Origin of the sequence: Mesorhizobium sp. dw_380 (assembly GCF_018588885.1) — a bacterium.
In the GTDB taxonomy this organism is placed as follows: Bacteria; Pseudomonadota; Alphaproteobacteria; order Rhizobiales; family Rhizobiaceae; genus Mesorhizobium.
On record NZ_JAFFIW010000008.1, the window covers coordinates 107,322 to 130,777 of the forward strand.

Below are 23,456 nucleotides of genomic sequence, written 5' to 3' on the forward strand. Positions count from 1 at the left end.
GGGTTAGTTCGACAACATGCGATCGACCCAGCCGAGGAAGCCGCCTTCGGCCCGTATCGGCTCCAGCGCTTTCGCCGGCACCGATGCGGCGCGTTGCGTGTGGGCGCGCGGCGGCAGATATTTGTTGGTCGGGTGATAGCCCATCTCAGGCATCAGGTCGACGCCGCCGCGCTCCGCCACCAGTTGCGACACGGCCGACTGGGGATCGCCGAGATCGCCGAAATGCCGGGCGCTGGTCGGGCAGGCGGCGACGCAGGCCGGCACACGGTCTTCTTCGGCCAGATTGTCATTGTAGATGCGGTCGACGCACAGCGTGCATTTCTTCATCACGCCGACATCGGTATCGAACTCGCGCGCGCCATAGGGGCAGGCCCAGCTGCACAGTTTGCAGCCGATGCACTTGTCCTCGTCGATCAGCACGATGCCGTCCGATGCCCGCTTGTAGGAGGCGCCGGTCGGGCAGACGGTGACGCAGGCCGGCGTCTCGCAATGCAGGCAGGAACGCGGGAAGTTGACCGTGCGCCCACCCATCTCGGTGGTGTGCTCGTAGCTGTGCACGCGGTTGAACCAGACGCCGTCGACATGGCCGCCATAGGGATCGATATCGGTGAGTGGTGCCATGTGACCGCCGGTGTTCCATTCCTTGCAGGCGGTGACGCAGGCCTGGCAGCCGACGCAGGTGTCGAGATCGATGACCAATCCGAGCTTCTTGTCGGTGTGGGTGGGAAGGCAGGTCATTCGGCGGCCTCTCTTGCCCTGCGGAATTCGGCGCCGAAGGTCAGCCTGTCGGGCGAGGGCTCGAAATGCGGCGGCTGGTGGAAACGCTCGAATTGCGGTTCGGTGAAGCCGGCTTCCTCCGCCCTGCATTTGACGATGCGCACGCGCAGATCGAACCAGGCCGCCTGGCCGGTGACCGGGTCGGAATTCGAATAGCGTTTGCCCTGCGCGTCGGCCGAGGTCTGGTCGCCGATGACATGGTTGAGCAGGAAGCCGCGATTGCTTTCGGCGGCGTCATCCTTCAGTCCCCAACTGCCGCGACGCTTGCCGATCGCATTCCAGGTCCACACCGTGCTTTCGTTCACCCCGTCGACCAGCTTGATCTGCCCTTTGACCCTGCCATTGATGCTTTCGATCCACACCCAGTCGTCATCGACCAGGTTGAGGCCGGCGGCGGTCCGGTAATGCACGAACAGCCGGTTCTGACTGGTGATCTGCCTGAGCCAGGCATTTTGCGACCCCCAGGAATGATACATGTGCATCGGCCGCTGTGTCAGCGCGTGCAGCGGATATTTTTCCAGGTCGACGGCGGCTTCCTCGAACGGCGTGTACCAGAAGGGCAGCGGGTCCATGTAGGTCTCGATGCGCTGGCGCTCGCCCTCTGGCGGTAACACACTGCCATGGCCCCGCGCGGCAAGCCGGAAGCGCTGCATCGGCTCGGAATAGAGCTGGAAGACGATCGGCTCGGCTTTGGGGATGAAGCCCATCTGCTCGGCGAAATCGAGATAGGCGCGATTGGCCATCTTGTAATAGCGCCGATCGTCGGCGAAGTCGTGGTGCCAGAAGCCGCCATTGTCGATGTAACGCTGCAACTGGTCGGGATTGGCCTCGCCCTTGCCGAATGAGGCGCCATCCTTGCCGCGCCAGCCGGCGAGCGGGCCGATACCGGGCGTGCGCTCATGGTTGACGATGTAGTCGGCATAGTCGGCATATTTGGCCGAGCCGTCGTCCTTGACGAAGCCGGGCAGGCCGAGCCGCGCACCCAGTTCGATCAGCACCGACTGGAACGGCCTGACGTCGCGGTCCGGCTCGACGACGGGATGGCGGATGGCGTCGCCCGGACCGTCGGCATCGCTGATCGGCCGGTCGAGCAGGCTGATGCAATCATGGCGTTCGAGATAGGTCGTGTCGGGTAGCACGAGGTCGGCGAACGGCACGGTCTCGGAGTAATAGGCGTCGGAATAGATGATGAAGGGGATCTTGTAGTTGCCGGCCTCGTCATGGTCGGTCAGCATACGAATCGTCTCGACGGTGTTCATCGAGGAATTCCAGGCCATGTTCGACATGTACATCATCAGCGTGTCGATCTTGTAGGGATCGCCGGCCCAGGCATTGCGGATGACGGTGTGCATCAGGCCGTGAGCCGCGAGTGGCGCCTCCCAGGAATAGGCCTTGTCGATGCGGACCGGCGTGCCGGCTTCATCGACCAGCAGGTCGTCCGGCCCGCAGACGAAGCCAAGCGCCATGCCGTCGAGCGGCGTCATGGCCTTGGTTGTCTTGCCGGCGGGTTTCGGGCCTGGCGGTGCCGATCTGGGATAGGGCGGCTTGAAGCGGAAGCCGCCGGGAACATCCACCGTGCCGAGCAGCACCTGCAGCAGGTGGATGGCGCGGCACGTATGAAAACCGTTCGAATGGGCGGAGATGCCGCGCATGGCATGCATCGAAACAGGGCGCCCCTTGATCGTCTCGTGCTGGCGCCCGGCCCAGTCGGTCCACGCGACCGGCAGTTCGATCGTCTGTTCGAAGGCAACATGGGCAAGCTCGGCCGCGATCCCGCGGATCGTCCCGGCCGGGATGCCGCAGCGTTCGGCGACCGAGTCCGGCGCATAGTTCTCGTCGAGGTAGCGGTCGGCGATGAGTTGGAACACCGGCGTACAGCGGCGGCCAGCGACTTCGAAGCTGCCGGTCAGCGCCGGCTTCGCCTCCGGGTCGATCGCCTTGACGGAGGTTTTCGCCACCCTGTCCCAGGCCAACGGATTGCCGTCGGCGTCGCGGACGAACAGACCGTCATCGGCGGCGTCAGGCTCTTGGATGACCAGCATATGAGCATTGGTGTAGCGCAGGAGATAATCGAGATCGACGCGGCCGGCCTTCAGCAGTTCGTGGATGAGGGCGAAGACGAACAGGCCGTCAGTGCCCGGCCGGATGCCGATCCAGTCGTCGGCAATGGCGTTATAGCCGGTCCGGCATGGATTGATCGACACCACCTTGGCGCCGCGCGCCTTGAGCTTGCCCAAGCCGATCTTGATCGGGTTGGAATCGTGATCCTCGGCGACGCCGAACAGCATGAAGTATTTGGTGTTGTCCCAGTCGGGCTCGCCGAATTCCCAGAACGAACCGCCGATCGTGTAGAGCCCGCCGGCCGCCATGTTGACCGAGCAGAAGCCGCCATGGGCGGCGAAATTCGGCGTGCCGAACTGGCTCGCCCACCAGCCGGTCAGGGATTGCGACTGGTCGCGGCCGGTGAAGAAGGCAAGTTTCCTCGGATCGGTGCGACGAACCGCCGAAAGCCGTTCGGTCGCGATCGAAAAGGCTTCCTCCCACTCGATCTCGCGGAACTCGCCGGAGCCGCGCGGGCCGGTGCGCAGCAATGGCTTCTTCAGCCGGGCCGGGCTGTAGTGCTGCATGATGCCGGAGCTGCCCTTGCCGCAGATCACGCCGCGATTGACCGGATGGTCCTTGTTGCCGTTGATGTAGCGGACCTTGCCATCCTTGATGTGCACGTCGATGCCACAGCGGCAGGCGCACATGTAGCAGGTCGTCTTGGCGATGCTGTCGGAAATATCAGGCGAGGTGTCGACGCCGTCGCCTTCATCAGGCGCGCGCGTGTCGGCCAGCGGGCGTTGCGATGGTGCCGAATTCGCGCCGCGCGGCGGTCCGTGTATCATGGTTCGGCGGTGCCGGGAGGGTTCGCGGATTTGGCCCGCGTCTTCGGTCCGGGGCCGCGCATGTAATGTTCTTCCGGGTGGTAGCGATCACCGGTGAGCCGCCGCCTTATGCCACGGGCCCAATGGGCAAACAGGGATCTGAACCGCCCGATCATTTTATTCGCTGCGAGTTGAAGGCCAATTTTTTCTAACTTCGCCTGAAAAAGTAGAATAAAGCTATCGATCCGTCTAATCAGTTGTTCTTGTAAATTCGATCGGTATTGGTTCTTAATGCGTTCATGACCCTGGATCAGTTGCGCATTTTCGTCGCCGTCGCCGAGCGCGGCCACATGACCAAGGCGGCGGAGCTTTTGGGTATCTCCCAGTCCGCGGCATCGGCCGCCATCCGCGCGCTTGAAGAACAGCACGGCGTCCATCTGTTCAACCGCGTCGGCCGCAACATCGAACTTGCCCAGACCGGCCACCGGTTCCTGCCGGAGGCCAAGGCGGTGCTGGAGCGAGCCGCCGCCGCCCGCAATGTGCTGGAACATGTTTCGCAGACGGTCGCCGGCAGCCTGTCGATCGCCGCCAGCCTGACCATCGCCAGCTATTGGCTGCCGCGCCGGCTGGCATCCTTCCACGAAGCCTATCCGGCGGTGCGGCTGAGCGTCAGCATCGGCAACACAAGGCAGGTCGAGGCCAGCGTGCTGGATGGAACCGCCGATCTCGGCCTTGTCGAGGGGCGCACCGAGTCCGACATTTTGCGCCGCGCCAAGGTCGATACCGACCGGTTGATGCTGGTTGTTGCGAGTTCCCATCCCGAGATCGCCGAAACCGCGCCCGGTCATCCCGACATCAAGGGCTTGCGCTGGATCATCCGCGAGGGCGGTTCGGGCACGCGCGAGGTGCTGGAGGATCTGGCGCGGCGTGAGGGGATTTCGCTTGCCGACCTGCAAGTCTTCCTGGTGCTGCCCAGCAACGAAGCGGTTCGCCAGGCGGTCGAGGCGGGTGCCGGCGCCACCATCATTTCGGAACTCGTCGTCGGACGTGCCGTTGCCGAAGGCAGTTTGCGGTCCGTGCCGCTCGAACTGCCGAAACGCGACTTCGCCATGATCACGCACCGCGATCGCCAGGCCAGCCTGGCCCAGATGGCGCTCAAGGCGCATCTCGGCGCTGAAACAACCCGAGGCGATCCGGCGTAGTCAGCCGAACTTCCGCTGGGCATCCAGAGCCAGGCCAAGGCCGACCGAACCGAACATGTCGCCATCAATGACGGAAGCCTGCGGCACCAGCGAGAGGATTTCCCGTCTTGCCAGCGGGATCGCGGTCGATCCGCCGGTCAGGAACACTGCCGTGATGTCGGACGGCTTGACCTGCGCGTCGCGGATGGTGTGCACGACCGTTTCGGTGACCCGCTCAATGTCCCTGGCGATGGTGGCATCCAGCCCGTCGCGCGTGATGTCGGCGGCGAACGCGGCGCCCGGCAGCGTCACCGCGACTTCAGCGGCCGGCTCGTCGGTCAGCTCGATCTTGGCCTTCTCGACCAGTCCGGCCAGCGCGTGCCCATAGCGGTGCTCGACGATGTGGATGAAGCGGTCGACGAGATCGGCGCGCGCCGCCTCGTAGCGGATCTGGCGCAGATGCGTCATCGCCTTGGCGGTGTACACCAGGTTGATGCGCTGCCATGTGGCGAGGTCGATGAAATAGCTGGCCGGCAGATTGCGCTTGCCGTCCTTGGTCGGGGTCAAATAGCCGAGCTGCGGCATCACATGGGCGATGCTGAGCAGCCGGTCGAAATCCGTGCCGCCGATATGAACACCCCGGCTGGCCAGGATATCGTCCTTGCGGTCCGGGGATCGGGCACGCTCCGGCGAGACGCGCACCACCGAAAAATCCGACGTGCCGCCGCCCATGTCGATGATCAGCGCCAGCTCTTCGCGCGTCACCCTCTGCTCGTAGTCGAGCGCCGCGGCGATCGGCTCGAACTGGAAGGCGATATGCTTGAAGCCCTGGGCATGCGCGGCCTTTTCAAGGTCGCTCTGGGCATTCGCGTCGGCTTGTGCATCGTCATCGACAAACTGCACCGGGCGGCCGAGCACCACGGTCTCCACCAGATCGCCGCCATCCTCCTCCAACTTCTTCCTGAGATGCCCGAGAAACAGGCCGATGATCTCCATGAAGCCGATCGAGCGCGCCTTGATGCGCGTCTTTTCATGCGCCAGCGAACTGCCGAGCACGCTCTTCAGCGAACGCATCAGCCGGCCTTCCACGCTGTCGGTGTAGTTGGCGATGGCCTGGCGGCCAAAACAGATGCGGCCATCCTCGAAATTGAAGAACACCGCACTCGGCAATGTCACCTGGCCGTCCTCGAGCCCGACGAGGCGAGGGCGGCCGTTGCGGACCACGCCAACCGTGGAGTTCGAAGTGCCGAAGTCGATGCCGGCGAATGCTGGTCGCAAAGCAGCCTCCTGTCATTGGTGGCAGGCAGGGGATCGGCGCTCGCAGGAAGCGTGCGCTGCGGTTTCGGGCGACCGAACCACTCTGTCGAATTGACCACTCTGCCGAATTGAATTGCTTGCCCGTTGGGCGGGGAGGTGCGGTCTACAGCATGATCCGCGAAAGGGGAACCCCTTTCGGACGGTTCAATCCCTGCGGAAGACCAGCCTGCCGAGCCAGCCCGTTATCATGGCCAGCGATATGGCGAAGACGCCATAAAGGAAGGAATAGTCATGGGCGACGCGGAAGATCGACTGTTCGAAGCCGGACTTGCGGATTTCGAGCTGCGCCGAGCTCTCCTTGATGAACAGGCCGCTCTTGAACAGGAAGGCGCGCGCCTTGTGAGTGCCGACCGGAACATTCGGCGCCAGCCTGACGGTGGCGCGGAACAGGTTCTGCGACAGGAATTGCACGCCGCCGACATTCTCGCTGTAGAGCCCGGCCGCCGCCTTGCGCTCGCGCAACGCCGCGGTGAATTCCTCGATCGTCGCCGGGCTGTCGCCGGCATCGGCGGGCTGCATGTAGAGGTTGGAGGCGCCGAGCGACAGCTGCTTGTAACTGTTCGGTTCGGTGATGTCCTGCAGCGGCCGCGTCGTCGCCACCGAATAGGAGACCGGGACATTCTCGAAGGTCTCGGAGTCCAGATTGACCCAGACGCCGAGAACCCGGTCCTTGCGGCGCACCACCACCGGCTTGGCTGGCCCTTCGAGCACGACGATGACGTCATAGCGGCCCTGGCGCGCCACCAGCGGGTCGGGATTTTCCAGCGAGCCGAAGATGGTCAGGTCGGCGCCGGAAAAGCCGGCGGTGATCGAGACATTGTCGGTGGAGAGCCCGATCTGGATGCCTTCCGTCAGCGGCGTCTGTGCCTTCGTCGGCATGACGACCGCAAGCAAGGACAGGAAGATGGCCGCTGCGAAGGTTCCCGGTCCCTTCATCCGCTGAGGCCCGCGCCCGACAGCGAATAAAGATTGGGCGGCGTGACGAAGAGGTCGATCGCAAGCCGGATCGCCACGGCCAGCACCAGCAACGCCAGCAGCGCCCTCAATTGCTCGCCGCGCAGTCTCTGGCCGGCCTTGGCGCCATATTGCGCCCCGGCCACGCCGCCCGCCATCAGCAGAAAGGCCAGCATCACATCGACGGTCTGGTTGGTGGTGGCGTGAACCAGCGTCGTATAGGCCGAGGTGAAGATGATCTGGAACAGCGACGTGCCGATGACGACGTTGGTCGGCACCTTGAGCAGATAGATCAGCGCCGGCACCATGATGAAGCCGCCGCCGACACCCATGATCGAGGACAGGAAACCGATGCCGGCGCCGAGACCGAGCACCGGAATGACGCTGACGAACAGTTTGGACGCCCTGAAGCGCATCTTCAGCGGCAGCCGGTGGATCCAGTTGTGCTGACCGGATTTCTTCAGCACCGGTGCGGCACCGCTGCGCGTGGCGCGTAGCGCATTGACGCTTTCGACCAGCATCAGCCCGCCGACCGTGCCGAGCAGCACGACATAGAGCAGCGAGATGAACAGGTCGAGCTGGCCGAGCCTGCGCAGGATGGCGAACACGTAGATGCCGCCGGTGGACCCGACGATGCCGCCGGCCAACAGCACGCCGCCGAGCTTGAAGTCGAGCGTACCTCGCTTCATGTGCGACAGCGCGCCGGAGAAGGAGGAGGCGATGACCTGGTTGGCGCCGGTGGCGACCGCGATCGCCGGGGGGATGTTGTAGAAGATCAGCAGCGGGGTGATGAGAAAGCCGCCGCCGACGCCGAACATGCCCGACAGGAAGCCCACCGCGGCGCCCATGGCCAGCAGCACGAAGACGTTGACGGAAATTTCCGCAATCGGGAGATAGATGCCCACCCGTCAGTCTCGATCAGTTTGCCTGTCGGCGAATACAGCCGTTGCAGCCAGTCTCGCACCGAAAAGCCAATTTTTTCTTGCACCGACGCGGCGGCGGCGGAGTTTAACTCCGCCGCCGCGCCGAAACAAAAAACATCTCAAGCAGTTAACAGGCAAATGTGTGGCAAGAGCATCGTGGAAACGACGCTTCTCCCCGTTATTTGCGCGCCAGCAGCGCCCTGACCAGTTTTTCATCGACGGCGCCGGTCGCCGGCAGCTTGTTGTCGGTCTGGAAAGCGATGATCGCGTTCTTGGTCTTGTCGCCCATGACGCCGTCGGCGCTGCCGGCATCATAGCCGTTCTTGTTGAGGATGAGCTGGATGTTCTTGACGGCCTTCTTCATGTCGATGCCGGCGGTCGTCTGCGGCGTGCCCTCCTGCCAGGATTCAGGGACATCGGCCGAGTTGGCCGCCGCGTTGAGTGGCTTGGCCTTCCACAATTCGGTCGCGGCGCGGGCGCGCTCGAGCTGTTCGGGCCGCAGCGCATTGGCGATCTCGTCGCGCTTGGCGGCAGCGTCCTTGTCGCCGGTCTTGGCGACGAGCGCGAACCATTTGTAGGATTCCTCGAGGTTCTGCTTCATGCCGACACCCTTGGCGGCGAGGATGCCGAGATTGAACTGGCTGTCCTTGACGCCGAGGTCGGCGGCCTCCTGGAACCAGTGCGCGGCCGATTCATTGTCGGTCACGCCATCGGCGGCCATGGCGAACAGCACCGCCAGATTGTGCATGGCGCTGGCGTTGCCCTGCTCGGCGGCCATCTGGTACCAGGTCTTCGACTTCTTGATGTCGCGCGCGACGCCGATGCCCTTCTCATAGAAATTGCCGATGCGGTATTCGGCCGGCGCAAAGCCGAGTTCGGCCGATTTCTCGTACCACTTGGCGGCCGCCGCCATGTCTTCCTTGACGCCGCGCGACTCGGCATAGCGCGAGCCGACCTCGAACAGCGCCTTGGCGTCGCCGCTGGCGGCGGCATCACGCAGCGCCGCCGGGCCGGCATCGGCCGGAATGTCGAACTTGGCCGTGGCTGCCGCTGCCGGCGCATTGGTTGGCGCAACGGCACCGGTGGTGTCCTTGGCCGTGGTATCGGTGGCCGGCATTGGGACGGCTGCGGCCGGCTGGGCATCGGCATCCGTTGCTCGCGCGCCGGCGATGGTCGCCGGTGCCGAAGCCGTCGGGGCCGGGGCGGCGGAAATGGGGTCAGCTGGCGTCGGCGTAGCCGAAGCCATGGCGTCGGAGGCGGTCGCGCTCGGGCCGGGAGCCGGAGCGGGCTGGATCGCCGGCGCTGCATTCGCCATTGCATCCGTGTCCGACGGCACGGCCAGAACGGGCTGCGCCACCATATCGTCCTTGGTCGTGGACACGGATGGTTCGGCCTGCCGGACGGCACGGGCCGCCGCGCTGTCCGTTGCCGCCGGCTGCGCTTCCGTCTTCGGCTGGCTCGTCGTGTCGAGCGATGCCGTTTGCACCGGTTGCGCGGCGACGATCGGTGCCGCGTCGTTGCTTGCCACCTGGGCGGGATCCGAGAGAAACGCCTTGCCGAGCTGCAGGCCGGCAAGCGCCAGCATGATCGCCGCCGCCGCCATCAGGATAGGCTTGCGCCGCGCCTTGAGCAGGTCGCCGATCCTGAGCGCCTTCACCGGCCCCTTCATCGTCGACTGGCGCTTCAATGCGTCGGCCTCGGCCGCGGCGGCCTGGGCGGCGCGGCGCGCTGCCGCGATGAAATCCGACTTCGCGGCGTCGCTATCGCCGAGCTTTGCCGGTTGGCCCCGCTCGTCGCGGACACGCTTCATGATGGCGTTGAGGTCGGGCGCGCCGGAGCCGGGCTCCAGCGGGCGGTTGGCCACTTTCGGGTCGAGCGGCTCGTCGAGATCGACAGTCGGGACATCGCTGCTCGGCGCCGAGCCGGCCAGCGGCGGAACATCCGCCGCCTTCTTGCCCTTGAAGGCGCGCGCCAGCCCGCCGAACATCGATTTGCGGCCTGCGGGCGGGTCTTTCTCGGCGATGGTGTCGGAACCGAGTGCGGCCATGGCGGCCGCAGCGGCGGCTTCCGCGGGTGTGCGCGTGCCCAGGTCGCTGCGTAGTGAGGCGGCGGCGCGGCCATCAAGATCGGCCATGTCGCCGGTCAAAGGCATTGGCGCGTCGATATCCATTGACGGCGCCTCGACAGCCATCTTGGCGGTCCGTGCGCGGCGCTTGCCGACTGCCTCGTCCGACCGCGTCTCCAGGAGCTCGCTCACCGCTTCCGACGGCTCGCTGGTCTCCAGCGAACCCAGCCTGTCGACGATCTTGAGCAGCGTGTCGTGGATGGCCTCGAAAGTTCTCGAATTGCGCTCGTCGGAACGCCGCGTCAGCGTTTCCAGGGTTTTCAGGTCCTGGGCGAGGCCGGAAACGGCCGTCGTGTTGGCAGTCGATCCGGCCAGCGAACGCACTGCGCTCTCGGCCGCCTCGCGTGCCGCGCCGAGGATGGAATCGCGGGTGCCGGCCAGCGCCTTCTCGATTTCGTCTAGGCGCGGGCTGATGTCCTCGAATTCCGGCAGCGGCGTGCTGGGCTTGGAAAGGTGGGCGGACAGGCCGGCGACCTGCGCCTCCAGGCTGCGGATCAGCGCCGGATCGATGCCGGCCACCTGGGCTGCCGATGCGTCGAGCCGGCTGGAAATATCCTCGAGCCGGCTTTCCAGGCCACGGATCGCCGCTTCGCCGGCAGGATCGGCAGCGCGCTTCTCCATGCGCGTCGCGAGTGCGGTGAAGCGGGCGTCGATGGCGTCCATGATGCCGGCGCTGTCGACCTGCGGCATGCGCTGGTCGAGCCGGTCGGCTACCTCGTCCAGCCGGCGCTCGAGATCGCGGAACAGCATGTTGCCCTGTTCGATGGCGTCGCCCTGGCGGCGTTCCATCATGCCGGACAGCACGTCGAAGCGCTGCTCGAGTCCGTGGAAGATATAGTCGGCGTCGGGCATGGCCGGCGCCTGGTCGATCTTGTCGGCGATGAGCGTGATCTGCTTGGCCAGCCGTTCCATCGCTTGTTCCGGCAGATTGGCGCGGCCGGCGAGTTCGTCGACCCGGTTCGACAGCGTGCTCAAGCGATCCATGACCGCGTTGCCGGGTCGGTCTTGCGCCACTTCCTCGATCTGCCGGGCGAGCGAATCGATCCGTTTCTCGATGCGCTCAAAGGCTTCGTGATCGACCGAATTGGCCTGTGCCGCGACGGTCGAGGCAACGATGGCACGGGAAATCTCGTCCAGCCGCTCGTCGATCATGGCAAGCGTGTCGCCGCCGCGATTATCCTGCTGGCTGGCGAAGTGATCGACGGCGCCGGCCAGTGTACGGACCTTTTCCTCCAGCGAGCGCAGCGACAGCGATTCCGGCAGGTTGTTGACGGCGTTGCTGATCTGCTCCAGCCGGTCGGTCAGGGCCGCAAGGGCAGGGTCGTCGGAGCGCTTGCGCTGATCGGCGTCGACACGGTCCTCGAAAGCCGTCCAGCGGCGGTCGAAATCGTCCCAGCGCCGGTCGACCTTCTGCACGCTCTCCTCGCGCGCCAGCGTGTCGAGCGCGGCCTTGACCTGCTCGAGCTCCAGCCGCAGCAGGTTGACGCTTCTGTCGTCGCTCTTCTCCGACAACGACTTGATGGCGCCGGAAAGCCGTTCGAATTCGACGCCGAGTTCGGCGCTGCCCTTGCTTGATGCGCCGGATTTGGCGCCTGACTGGAAGGCACGGTCGATATCCTTGCGCAGCGCATCGAATTCGCGTTGCAGGCCTGATGTCATCTGGTTGCGCAGTTCCTCGCGCATGCCGCGCAGTTCACCGGCGATCTTGCCGACCATGGCGACGCTGTCTTCCTGGCCGCGCACGCGGTCGATGTCGCGGGCGATGGCCTGGTAATTCTGGTCGAAGGCGGGAGCCGGCGCCGGGTTTTGCTGGCGCGGTGCCGGCTGCGGATCCTCATACCAGCGCTGCTGGCCGGTTGGCTGGGCGGCCGGATAGCGCGGGTCTGCGGCGGGATAGCGTGGGTCGGCGCCGTATTGACGGGGAGCGGGACGTGCCGTCACCTCTTCGCGGGTCTGCCCCAGTCGCTGTTCCAGCGTCTCCAGTGAGCGGTTCAGCTGCTCGAGCGTGGTCTGCGGCCTGCGCTGCCTGCCGGCGTTGAGTGTATCGAGATAGGACCGCTTGCTGTTCATCGGTGCGTCCGTCTTTCAGATTGGCCGGCTTGCGACCAGCTCCCCAAGTCCCTGCCGGAACGAAGGCGACCGCGCTTCCATGCCACGGTGGAAGACAAGCTTCCCGGGGTTCACCCGCGCTCCGAAAAACCGTGAAAATTCGATACAGGATAAACACGGATAGCCGACGCGCCCACATTTCCCCCAACGTGGTAAACAACGCGTTAACCAAGCTTAAGAAGTTGCAAGGAAGTTGGCTGCCGCTGCCTCCGGTGCGGCATAAAGCACCGCCCGCCGAACGCCCCGCAGAACGCCCTTGCGTCATGAGGCGGCTATCGGTATAGAATTGACGTAAACGTAAAAGGCGCATTGAGTGTGCTGTTTTGCGATTTGTTTGTCGAAACCACGGCCGGAAGCACGCCCCCGCTTCCAGTCAGGCGACGCATGGTCCGGGACCGCGACGCCACCAAACGGGGAAAGCCAGTGACTATGAAGCTTATCTCGGCCGGCGAGACCGCGGCCAACACCAATAATATATCTGTCGAAGCTGGTGAGGATCTTGTCCGCATCGGTGAAATGGCCAAGAAATACGGCGTGACGCTGCGCACCCTGCGTTTCTACGAAGACAAGGGCCTGCTCAACCCGCAGCGCGACGGTTCCACCCGTCTCTACACGCGCCGCGACAAGGCCCGGCTGAAGCTGATCCTGCTTGGCCGCAAGGTCGGGTTCTCGCTGCGCGACGTCAAGCAGATGATGGATCTCTACGATCCGACCGGTTCCAACACCAAGCAGTTGCGGCTAGCGCTGGACAAGTCGGAGAAGCAGCTTGCCCGCCTGCAAAAGCAGCGGGCGCTGATCGACGACGCCATCAACGAGCTCAGCGGCTCGATGTCGGCGGTGCGCCAGATGCTGACCGAGCGCACGACGCCACAGGCGAGCGTCGCGAGATAAACAGATCTGCCGGTTCTGACTCTGTCGGATCCTTGACCATCAAAGCCGCGTGGCTCTGCCGCGCGGCTTTTTCGTTGTCTGCCCCTGCCTCTCCGGTCCGTCAGCGCTGGCTTGCACCACCCTGCGCCGCTACGCTCACCAAGCTTGGGAGGGGTGGAAATCTTGTCGCATCGAAAAATTGACGTTTACGCAAACGTCAATTTTTGCTATCCCGGCTTCAACACGGGTCCGCATGCTGCCCTGACATGAATTCGGGGCTTTCGGACCAGGTCCGCAGGGTGGAGAAAAAGCATGCCGATCTACAGGGCTCCGGTCCAGGATACGCTGTTCGTGCTCAACGAGGTGCTGGGCTATCAGCGCTATTCGAACCTCCCCGGATTTTCGGATGCCACGCCCGACGTACTGGAGGCGATCCTCGCCGAAGGCGCCAAGCTCGCCGAAAACGTCATGCATCCGCTGAACCGTGTCGGCGACATGGAGGGTTGCGTGCGCCACGACGACGGCTCGGTGACGACGCCCAAAGGTTTCAAGGAAGCGTTCGGCCAGTATCGCGAAGGCGGTTGGATGGGGCTGGCGGCACCTGTCGAGTTCGGCGGCCAGGGCCTGCCCTATGCCGTCCACACCGCCGTCGCCGAATACATGGTGTCGGCCAACATGTCGCTGATGATGTATCCGGGCCTGACGCAGGGCGCGATCGCGGCGATCATCACCCATGGCACCGATGAGCAGAAGGCGACCTGGCTGCCGAAGATGATCGAAGGCGCCTGGACCGGAACCATGAATCTGACCGAGCCGCATTGCGGCACCGATCTCGGTCTGCTGCGCACCAAGGCGGTGCCGAACGGCGACGGCACCTACAAGATTTCAGGCCAGAAGATTTTCATCTCCGCCGGCGAGCACGACATGTCGGACAACATCGTCCATCTGGTGCTGGCCCGCATCGAGGGCGCGCCGGAAGGCGTCAAGGGCATCTCGCTGTTCATCGTGCCGAAGCTCAAGCTCGACGCCTCGGGCAATCCCGGGACAAGAAACACCGTCTCCTGCGGCTCGATCGAGGAGAAGATGGGTATCCACGGCAATTCGACCTGCGTCATGAACTATGACGAGGCCGAAGGCACGCTGCTCGGTGAGGCCAATGGCGGCCTGAAGGCGATGTTCACGATGATGAACGAGGCGCGGCTTGGCGTCGGCCTGCAGGGCCTGTCGCAATCCGAGATCGCCTACCAGAACGCCGTCGCCTACGCCAAGGACCGCCTGCAGGGCCGTTCGCTGTCGGGGCCAAAGGCGCCTGACAAGAAGGCCGACCCGATCATCGTCCATCCCGATATCCGCCGCTCGCTGATGACCATGAAGGCCTTCAACGAGGCTGGCCGCGCGCTGGCATTGTGGACGGCGATCAAGTCCGATATCGCGCATCGCTCCGCCGACGACAAGGATCGCCAGGCGGCCGATGACTACACCGGCCTGATGACGCCGGTGGTCAAGGGCGTGCTCACCGACAAAGGTTTTGATCACGCCGTCATGGCGCAGCAGGTGTTCGGCGGTCACGGCTACATCGAAGAGCACGGCATGAGCCAGTTCGTGCGCGATGCCCGCATCGCCATGATCTATGAAGGCGCCAACGGCATCCAGGCGCTCGACCTCGTCGGCCGCAAGCTCGGTTTGCATGGCGGCCGCGCCGTGCAGGCCTTCTTCAAGGAGGTCGGCGAATTCTGCGAGGAGAACCGCGCCGACGAAAAGATGGCGCCCTTCACCAAGGGCTTGAAGAAGGGCCTCAACGATTTGCAGGCGGCGACCATGTGGCTGCTGCAGAATGGCATGACCAAGCCGGACAATGCCGGTGCCGCCTCGACCGACTACATGCATCTGTTCGGCCTTGTGGCGTTGGGCTACATGTGGGCGCAGATGGCCAAGGCAGCACAGGGTAAGACCGGCGCCAACGGCTCCCAGCCTTTCTATGACAACAAGGTCGTGACGGCGCGCTTCTTCATGGAGCGGATCATGCCGGAGACGTCGGCGCACCTCGCCCGTATTTCGAGTGGTGCGGACACGCTGATGGCCCTGCCGGCGGAAGCGTTCTAAAGATGGTTCCCTTCCCCCCTTGAGGGGAGGGTGGCCCGAAGGGCCGGGTGGGGTCCTGCGTGAAATGCGCCGACCTCGACTCTGACGAGGCGCTCTGGGAGGAGTATCATAGCATGACCAACCCAGCCGAAATCCTTGGCCTTCCCAAGCCCGCCTGGGCGGCGGACGAGGTCGGCATGCTCTACGACATGGCAACCCGCTTCATGTCGGAAGAAATCGCGCCGCGTTACGACGAGTTCGAAAAGAACGAGATGGTCGACCGCGAGAGCTGGCTGAAGGCAGGAGCCGCCGGCCTGCTCTGTGCCTCGATGCCGGAGGAATATGGCGGCTCGGGCGGCACCTTCGCGCATGAGAGCGCCATCATCGAGGCGATCGGCCATGTCGGCGTCGACGGCTTCGGCATTGGCCTGCACAATTCGATCGTCGCCCCTTACATCCTCCACTACGGTTCGGAGGAGCAGAAGAAGAAATGGCTGCCGAAGCTCGCGACCGGTGAACTGATCGGCGCCATCGCCATGACCGAGCCGGGCGCAGGCTCCGATCTGCAAGGCGTCAAGACGCGGGCGCAGAAGGATGGCAATCAGTACAAGATCAACGGCTCCAAGACCTTCATCACCAACGGCCAGCTGGCCAACTTCATCATCGTCGTCGTCAAGACCGATCCGGAAAAGGGCGCCAAGGGCACCTCGCTGATCGTCGTCGAGACCGACCAGGTCGAAGGGTTTGAGCGCGGTCGCAATCTCGACAAGATCGGCCTGAAGGCCAACGACACGTCGGAACTGTTTTTCAACGATGTGCGCGTGCCGACCTCCAATCTGCTTGGTCACGAGGAAGGGCAGGGCTTCGTCCAGCTGATGCAGCAGCTGCCGCAGGAGCGGCTGCAGATCGGCACAGGCGCCATCGCCATGATCGAGCGGGCGCTGGCGCTGACCATCGACTACGTCAAGGAGCGCAAGGCGTTCGGCAAGGCGATCATCGACTTCCAGAACACCCAGTTCAAGCTGGCCGAGTTGAAGACGGAAGCCACCATCGGCCGTGTCTTCTACAATGACTGCGTCAGCCGCCACATCAATGGCGGCCTCGATCCGGTGACGGCGTCGATGGCCAAGTACTGGCTCAGCGACCTGCAGGGAAAGGTCGTCGACGAATGCCTTCAATTGCATGGCGGCTATGGCTACATGAATGAATATCCGATCGCCCGCATGTTCCGCGACGCCCGCGTCCAGCGCATCTATGGCGGCACCAACGAGATCATGAAATTGCTGATCGGACGCTCGCTCTGAGAGCGACGACCGGCGAACCCAAGGAGCACGAAAATGGCCGAAGCTTATGTCTATGACGCGGTGCGCACGCCGCGCGGCAAGGGCAAGAAGGACGGATCGCTGCACGAAGTGCCGGCGGTGCGGCTCGCCGCCAAGACGCTCGAAGCGCTGCGCGACCGCAACGGGCTCGACACCGCAAACGTCGACGACATCATCTTCGGCTGCGTCGACCCGGTCGGCGAGGCAGGCTCGGTCATTCCGCGCGCCGCCGCCTTCGAGGCCGGCTACGACACCAAGGCGCCCGGCATGCAGATCTCGCGCTTCTGCGCCTCCGGTCTCGACGCCATCAATTTCGGCGCCGCCAAGATCGCGCAGGGGGCGGACGAAATCGTCATTGCCGGGGGCGTCGAATCGATGTCGCGCGTCGGCATGGGCGCTTCCGGCGGTGCCTGGTTCATGGACCCTTCGGTCGGCCTGCCCGGCTGGTTCGTGCCGCAAGGCATCTCGGCCGACCTGATCGCCACCAAATACGGCTTCAGCAGGGACGACGTCGACGCCTACGCGGTCGAGAGCCAGAAGCGCGCCGCCAAGTCCTGGGCTGATGGCCGCTTCAAGAATTCGGTTATTCCGATCAAGGATCAGAATGGGCTGACCATCCTCGACCATGACGAGCACATGCGGCCTTCGACCGACATGCAGTCGCTGGCTTCGCTCAACCCATCCTTCGTCATGCCCGGCGAAATGGGCGGCTTCGACGCGGTCGCAGTTCAGAAGCATCCCGAAGTCGAAGAGGTCAACCACGTCCACCATGCCGGCAATTCGTCCGGCATCGTCGATGGCGCGGCCGCCGTGCTGCTCGGCTCCAAGAAGGCGGGCAAGGCGATGGGCCTGAAGCCCCGCGCCCGCATCCGCACCTTCGCCAACATCGGCTCCGAGCCGGTGCTGATGCTGACCGGTCCGGTCGACGTCACCGAGAAGCTGTTGAAGCGCGCCAAGATGAAGCTGTCCGACATCGACCTGTTCGAGCTCAACGAGGCCTTCGCCTCAGTCGTGCTGCGCTACATGCAGGCTTTCGACATCGATCACGAGAAGATCAACGTCAATGGCGGCGCCATCGCCATGGGCCATCCGCTCGGCGCCACCGGCGCGATGATCTTCGGCACGGTTCTGGACGAACTCGAGCGCCGCGACCTCAACACCGCGCTGGTGACGCTGTGCATCGGCGCCGGCATGGGCACCGCAACGATCATCGAACGCGTCTGACGGGGAGAGAACCTATGAGCTACACCAATTTCACCCTCGACATCGACGCCGACGGCATTGCGCTGGTCACCTGGAACAGCCCGGACCGCTCGATGAACGTCTTCACCGAAGAGGTAATGCGCGAGTTGAACGCCATCGTCGATCATGTCGCCGGCGATGCCGCCATCAAGGGCGCGGTGATCACCTCCGGCAAGGACACGTTCTCCGGTGGCGCCGACATCACCATGCTGCAGAAGATGCTGACGACTTTCGCCACGGACAAGGGCAAGGATGCCGAAAAAGCCACCAAGGCGCTGTTCGAGAATGCCGGTTATATGACCGGCCTGTTCCGCAAGCTGGAGACGTCAGGCAAGCCGTGGGTTTCGGCAATCAACGGCACCTGCATGGGCGGTGCCTTCGAAATGTCGCTGGCCTGCCACGGCCGCGTTGCCGCCGACTCCGACAAGGTCAGGATGGCGCTTCCTGAAGTGAAGATCGGCATCTTCCCCGGCGCCGGCGGTACCCAGCGCGTGCCGCGGCTGACCGATCAGCAGCAGGCGCTGCAGATGCTGACCTCCGGTCAGACGCTGTCGCCGCAGAAGGCCAAGTCCATGGGCCTGATCCATGAGATCGCTGAGCCGGCCAAGCTGGTCGAGACCGCCAAGGCGATGATCAGGAACGGCCTCAAGCCGGTTGCGCCGTGGGACGAGAAGGGCTTCAAGCTGCCCGGCTGCCCGATCTATTCGGCGGCTGGCGCCAATCTCTGGCCGCCGGCCATCGCCATCCTGCGCCGCGAGACCTATGGCAACTACCCGGCCGCCGCCGCGATCCTGAAATGCGTCTATGAAGGCCTGCTGGTGCCGTTCGACACCGCGCTCAGGATCGAGCAGCGCTATTTCACCGAGATCATGCAGACCAAGGAAGCGGCGGCGATGATCCGCTCGCTGTTCGTCTCGCTGCAGGAGTTGAACAAAGGCGCCCGCCGCCCTGCCGGCGTGCCGGAAACCAAGTTCAAGAAGATCGGCATTCTGGGCGCCGGCTTCATGGGCGCGGGCATTGCCTATGTCACGGCCAAGGCCGGCATTCCCGTAGTGCTGCTCGACCGCGACATGGAATCGGCCGAGAGGGGCAAGACGCATTCCGACAGCCTGGTCTCTGATCAGGTCAAGAAGGGCCGTGCCAAGCCCGAGGAGCGGGACAGGCTGCTGTCGCTGATCACGCCGACATCAGATTATGCCGATCTCGCTGGCTGTGACCTCGTCGTCGAGGCGGTGTTCGAGGATTCGGCCGTCAAGAAGGCCGCCACCGAACAGGCGGAGGCCGTGCTGAAGTCGTCGGCGATCTTTGCCTCCAACACCTCGACTATCCCGATCACCGGTCTGGCGAAGAATTCGGCGCGGCCGAAGAACTTCATCGGCATCCACTTCTTCTCGCCGGTCGACAAGATGATGCTGGTCGAGATCATCCTGGGCAAGAAGACGGGTGACAAGGCGCTGGCGACGGCGATCGATTTCGTCCGCGCCATCAAGAAAACGCCGATCGTCGTCAACGACACGCGCGGTTTCTACGTCAACCGCTGCGTGCTGCGCTACATGTCGGAAGCCTACAAGATGCTGATCGAAGGCGTCCCGGCGCCGATGATCGAGAATGCGGCGAAGGCCGCCGGCATGCCGGTCGGTCCGCTGGCTCTCACGGACGAGACGGCGATCGATCTCGCCCAGAAGATCATGAAGCAGACCATCAGGGATCTCGGCGAGAAGGCGGTCGACCCCAAGCAGATGGCGCTGATCAACACCATGGTCGACGACCATGGCCGCTTCGGCCGCAAGAACGGCAAGGGCTTTTACGACTATCCGGCCAAGCCCGCCAAGAAGAAGCTGTGGCCGGGCCTCAAGGATCTCTATCCGCAGCTCGCGGCCGAGAAAGTCGACTACGAGGAGCTGCAGCAGCGGCTGCTCGTCACCATCGCGCTGGAAGCGGCCCGGGTGATGGAAGAAGGCATCGTCACCGATCCGCGCGAGGCCGATGTCGGCTCGATCCTGGCCTTCGGCTTCGCCCCCTACACCGGCGGTGCGTTGTCCTACATCGACGGCATCGGTGCGGACCGCTTCGTCAAGATCGCCAAGGGGCTGCAGAAAAAGTATGGCGCGGAATTCAAGGCGCCCAAGCTCCTGCTCGACATGGCCGAGAAGGGCGAAACCTTCTACGAACGCTTCGACCCCTACGCAAAGGGCGACGTGAAGCAGGCCGCCTGACGCTAGGTTATGTATGTCTGGGCGCGCATGGCGCGCATGCTGGCCACGGCACAGAGCCGTGGCCCCTACGTGATGGGCGGTGAAAGCCGGCTGGCCTTTCGCTGCCTGCCGACCGACATCTTCATGACCTCGCATCAGGGTTTGGGCAGCCTTGCCAAGCGGATCGACTGATCCCGGCGATCGGTCTTTCCTCGGCGGGAAGGAATGTGCGCCGCTGGAGCGCGGCCGGTGGACAAACTGGCGCTCGAAGACTAGAAGGAAAAGGCATTTTTTCCTGTCTCGAAGGAGAGCACGACATGCTCTCGCACGACCGCGTCTGGGCTGCCATCGATGCTCTTGCCGAGCGTTATTCGCTTTCGGCTTCGGGTCTGGCAAGGCGCGCCGGGCTCGATTCGACCGCCTTCAACAAATCGAAACGTCTGTCTTCTGACGGCCGGCCACGCTGGCCATCGACCGAATCTCTGGCCAAGATCATCGAAGCGACCGGTGCTTCACTCGACGAATTCACCGGACTGATCGAAGGCCGCATTGGTGCACCACCCGCGCACAGGCGCTCCGTGCCGTTGCTCGGCTTTGCCCAGGCCGGCGCTGGCGGTTTCTTCGACGATGCCGGCTTCCCGGCGGGGCAGGGCTGGGATCTGGTCGAACTGCCGGCGCAATCGACCGAAAGCTCCTATGCGCTGCAGGTGCAGGGCGATTCCATGCTGCCGCTTTACCGCAATGGCGACGTCCTGATCGTGGAGCCGGGCGCTGTGACTCGCAAGGGCGATCGCGTCGTCGTCAAGACCACCGCCGGCGAGGTGATGGCCAAGGTGCTGGAGCGCCAGACCGTCAAGTCGATTTCACTGGTCTCGCTCAATCCCGATCATCCCGACCGCGACATTCCCATGCGCGATGTCGAATGGGTGGCGCGGATTGTCTGGGCAAGCCAGTAGGTCGGGCTGGTGCGGCTTCCTCATCTTGCCCTGGCGGTTCTGATGGTTCCCGTGATGGGGGCTCTGGTCGTCGTCGGTGGCCGCACGCTGAAAGGCAGCGAAAGCACCGTCACGGTGGACCAGATCGATCCAGGCGCCGATACGATCTCTCAAGCTGGCACCGACGCGGGGCCCGACGAGCCGGCCACATCAGCCATTCCCGCGCCTGCCGCTCCGCAGCCGCCAAAGCCCGCGGTGCATTCGAGGGCGATCGATCCCGACGTCGTCGCGCCACCGGAACTGCCCGCCGGAAATCTCGAGCGGGTCGAACCGCGCGAACCGTTGAGCAAGCTGGCGCTCGCCATGCCACCCAAGCCGAAGATGCCCGACGACTGGAATGGCACCAAGCTGTTTCAGCCGGTCGCGCCGGCAGCCGGCCTGATCGAGGCGAAAGGCTATTCGGTCGCGGTTTCCGGCATCGATGTCATCAAGCAGGACGAAACCTGCACCACGGACGGCAAATCCTGGCCGTGCGGCATCCGGGCGCGCACGGCATTCCGTGCTTTCCTGCGCGGCCGGGCGGTGGCCTGCACGGTGCCGCCCGAAGGCGGACGCGACCGGATCGCGGCGCAATGCCGGATCGGCAAGCATGATGTGGGTCAGTGGCTGGTCGAAAACGGCTGGGCGCGCGCCGCCGAGGGCGGGCCCTATGTCGAGGCCGGCGAAAAGGCTCGCAACGAAAAGAAGGGCATTTTCGGACCGGCGCCGAACCTTGCTGGCATCTCGGCGGTGCCGCCCGCGCCTGCGCCTCAGGCGCCGGGCTCGATCCTGGAAGAGGTCGACGGCGTCCTCAAACCAGCTGCCCAGCCAGCGCCTGCTGAATGAGCGCGCGGGTCTCGGCGACGCCATAGAGCGCGGCGAACGACCCGAAGCGCGGGCCGCGCTCCTGGCCGATCAGCACCTGATAGATCATCTGGAAGAACGCACCCGAAACGCCGGGGCCGCCTTCCGGGCTCTGCTTGGAATGATCCTGATAGCGTTCGATCTTGCGAGCGACGTTGAGCGAAGCGTTCTGGATCGCCTCGCCATTGGCGTCCGCCGGCAGCGCCCGAAGCGCCGTGTCAAGGGCTGCCAGCGCCGCGCGCTCGACCTCGTCGGCGGGCCGAAAGGTTTTCGTCGGCTTCACGAAATCGTCGAAATAGCGGATTGCATGGCCGACCAGCCGGTCGAGCTCGGGATGCGTTTTCGGTGTCACCCCCACCGTATGGCGCGAGATGAAGCCCCAGAGCACATCCTTGTTCTGCGCGTTGGAGGCGCTGACCAGATTGAGCAGCAACGAGAACGGCACCGGCATGTCTATGGCGGGCGGGTTGCCGTCATGCATGTGCCAGACCGGGTTGCCCAGCCGCTCCTTCCAATCCTGCCGGGGGTAGGCGGCGAGGAAGGTGTAATACTCGTCCACCGCCCTCGGGATGACGTCGAAGTACAGCTTCTTGGCCTGTCGCGGCCGCTGGTACATGTAGAGCCCGAGGCTTTCGGTCGGCGCATAGGTCAGCCAATCATCGATGGTCAGACCGTTGCCCTTGGACTTCGAGATCTTCTGGCCGTTCTCGTCGAGGAACAGTTCATAGACGAAATGCTCCGGCGCCCGTCCGCCCAGAATGTTGCAGATGCGGTCGTAGACCACGGCATTGGTCTGGTGGTCCTTGCCGAACATTTCGAAATCGACGCCAAGGGCGGCCCAGCGCATGCCGAAATCCGGCTTCCACTGCAGCTTCACCCGGCCGCCGGTGATCGAAAGCGTGGTCTCGGTGCCCTCGTCGTCGAAGGTGATGGTGCCGGCCTTGGCATCGACCTGCTTCATCGGGACATAGAGCACGCGGCCGCTTTTGGGTGAGATCGGCAGGAACGGGCTGTAGGTCGCTTGCCGCTCCGGCCCGAGCGTCGGAAGCATCACCGCCATGATCTGGTCATAGCGCTCGGCCGCGCGCAGCAGCATCGCATCGAAGCGGCCTGACTTGTAGTACTGCGTCGCGCTGGCGAATTCGTAGTCGAAGCCGAACGTGTCCAGGAAGCGGCACAGCATCGCGTTGTTATGGTCGGCGAAGCTCGCATAGTCGCCGCCGAACGGATTGGGAACCGAAGACAGCGGCTTGTGCAGGTGCGGCTCCAGCGCCGCGCGGTCCGGCACGCTGTCGGGTATCTTGCGCATGCCGTCCATGTCGTCGGAAAAGCACAGCAGCTTGGTCGCGACCTTGTCCTGCGTCAGCACACGAAAGGCATGGCGCACCATCGACGTGCGCGCCACCTCGCCGAAAGTGCCGATATGCGGCAGGCCCGACGGCCCATAGCCGGTCTCGAACAGGATCGTTTCGGGAAAGTCGGCGTCCTTGTAGCGCTCGATGATCTTTTTGGCTTCCTCGAACGGCCACGCCTTGCTCTCGGCCGTTGCCGCCAGCAGTTCGGGGTTGAGATCGAGGATGTTTGATCCCGCCATGATCCTGTTTTCCAAATTATTCGCCGGCCAAATTCGCCGATATGGCCGCAGTGTCGATTT

15 protein-coding genes and 1 pseudogene are annotated in these 23,456 nt (G+C 64.2%); 9 read left to right on the forward strand and 7 right to left on the reverse strand.

All coding sequences use genetic code 11. The features are described from left to right. Nucleotides 1–3: 3 nt before the first annotated feature. On the reverse strand, nucleotides 4–738 hold the full coding sequence (locus JT360_RS10665) for a 4Fe-4S dicluster domain-containing protein (protein WP_214471529.1): 735 nt from the start codon (nucleotides 736–738) through the stop codon (nucleotides 4–6). Continuing rightward, nucleotides 735–3,665: a molybdopterin oxidoreductase family protein gene (locus JT360_RS10670; protein ID WP_214471531.1), complete on the reverse strand. Its 2,931-nt coding sequence runs from the start codon at nucleotides 3,663–3,665 to the stop codon at nucleotides 735–737. Before JT360_RS10670 ends, JT360_RS10665 begins: the two co-directional genes overlap by 4 nt. A gap of 278 nt (nucleotides 3,666–3,943) precedes the next feature. Here JT360_RS10670 and JT360_RS10675 point away from each other — a divergent pair, with 278 nt between their 5' ends. Continuing rightward, nucleotides 3,944–4,846, forward strand: coding sequence for a LysR substrate-binding domain-containing protein (locus JT360_RS10675; protein WP_214471533.1), 903 nt, complete (start codon nucleotides 3,944–3,946; stop codon nucleotides 4,844–4,846). Here JT360_RS10675 and JT360_RS10680 read toward each other — a convergent pair whose 3' ends face one another. The 4 genes from JT360_RS10680 to JT360_RS10695 all read right to left on the reverse strand — a co-directional run bounded on the left by JT360_RS10680 (nucleotide 4,847) and on the right by JT360_RS10695 (nucleotide 12,214). Beyond that, nucleotides 4,847–6,103, reverse strand: a complete 1,257-nt coding sequence (locus JT360_RS10680) for an Hsp70 family protein (RefSeq protein ID WP_214471534.1) — start codon at nucleotides 6,101–6,103, stop codon at nucleotides 4,847–4,849. Between the two features lie 183 nt (nucleotides 6,104–6,286). Beyond that, on the reverse strand, nucleotides 6,287–7,078 hold the full coding sequence (locus JT360_RS10685; protein ID WP_214471535.1) for a TIGR02186 family protein: 792 nt from the start codon (nucleotides 7,076–7,078) through the stop codon (nucleotides 6,287–6,289). Continuing rightward, nucleotides 7,075–8,001: a sulfite exporter TauE/SafE family protein gene (locus JT360_RS10690; RefSeq protein ID WP_214471536.1), complete on the reverse strand. Its 927-nt coding sequence runs from the start codon at nucleotides 7,999–8,001 to the stop codon at nucleotides 7,075–7,077. The genes JT360_RS10685 and JT360_RS10690 overlap by 4 nt, the downstream gene beginning before the upstream one ends. Before the next feature lie 196 nt (nucleotides 8,002–8,197). Further along, nucleotides 8,198–12,214, reverse strand: a complete 4,017-nt coding sequence (locus JT360_RS10695; protein ID WP_214471537.1) for a peptidoglycan-binding protein — start codon at nucleotides 12,212–12,214, stop codon at nucleotides 8,198–8,200. 468 nt (nucleotides 12,215–12,682) lie between these two features. Between JT360_RS10695 and JT360_RS10700 the strand changes: the two genes are divergently transcribed. The 8 genes and pseudogenes from JT360_RS10700 to JT360_RS10735 all read left to right on the forward strand — a co-directional run bounded on the left by JT360_RS10700 (nucleotide 12,683) and on the right by JT360_RS10735 (nucleotide 21,784). Then, entirely contained in the window at nucleotides 12,683–13,144 is a 462-nt protein-coding gene (locus tag JT360_RS10700) for a MerR family transcriptional regulator (RefSeq protein ID WP_214471683.1), read from the forward strand. A 291-nt stretch (nucleotides 13,145–13,435) separates the two neighbouring features. Then, nucleotides 13,436–15,226: an acyl-CoA dehydrogenase gene (locus tag JT360_RS10705; RefSeq protein ID WP_214471538.1), complete on the forward strand. Its 1,791-nt coding sequence runs from the start codon at nucleotides 13,436–13,438 to the stop codon at nucleotides 15,224–15,226. A 113-nt stretch (nucleotides 15,227–15,339) separates the two neighbouring features. After that, nucleotides 15,340–16,509 (forward strand): acyl-CoA dehydrogenase family protein, encoded by a 1,170-nt coding sequence (locus JT360_RS10710; RefSeq protein ID WP_214471539.1) that lies wholly within the window; start codon nucleotides 15,340–15,342, stop codon nucleotides 16,507–16,509. A 33-nt stretch (nucleotides 16,510–16,542) separates the two neighbouring features. Further along, nucleotides 16,543–17,751: an acetyl-CoA C-acetyltransferase gene (locus JT360_RS10715; protein ID WP_214471541.1), complete on the forward strand. Its 1,209-nt coding sequence runs from the start codon at nucleotides 16,543–16,545 to the stop codon at nucleotides 17,749–17,751. 14 nt (nucleotides 17,752–17,765) lie between these two features. Continuing rightward, nucleotides 17,766–19,985 (forward strand): 3-hydroxyacyl-CoA dehydrogenase NAD-binding domain-containing protein, encoded by a 2,220-nt coding sequence (locus JT360_RS10720; protein WP_214471543.1) that lies wholly within the window; start codon nucleotides 17,766–17,768, stop codon nucleotides 19,983–19,985. 9 nt (nucleotides 19,986–19,994) lie between these two features. Beyond that, a pseudogene (locus JT360_RS10725) lies at nucleotides 19,995–20,120 on the forward strand (thioesterase family protein); the annotation flags it as partial. A 161-nt stretch (nucleotides 20,121–20,281) separates the two neighbouring features. Further along, a complete protein-coding gene (locus JT360_RS10730; RefSeq protein WP_214471545.1) occupies nucleotides 20,282–20,920 on the forward strand; it encodes a S24 family peptidase in 639 nt (212 codons plus the stop codon). A gap of 9 nt (nucleotides 20,921–20,929) precedes the next feature. Continuing rightward, entirely contained in the window at nucleotides 20,930–21,784 is an 855-nt protein-coding gene (locus JT360_RS10735; protein WP_352127071.1) for a thermonuclease family protein, read from the forward strand. Here JT360_RS10735 and JT360_RS10740 read toward each other — a convergent pair. Continuing rightward, nucleotides 21,750–23,396 carry a lysine--tRNA ligase gene (locus JT360_RS10740; RefSeq protein ID WP_214471549.1) on the reverse strand — a complete coding sequence of 549 codons (1,647 nt, stop codon included), beginning with the start codon at nucleotides 23,394–23,396 and terminating at the stop codon, nucleotides 21,750–21,752. The genes JT360_RS10735 and JT360_RS10740 overlap by 35 nt on opposite strands. Nucleotides 23,397–23,456 lie beyond the last annotated feature (60 nt).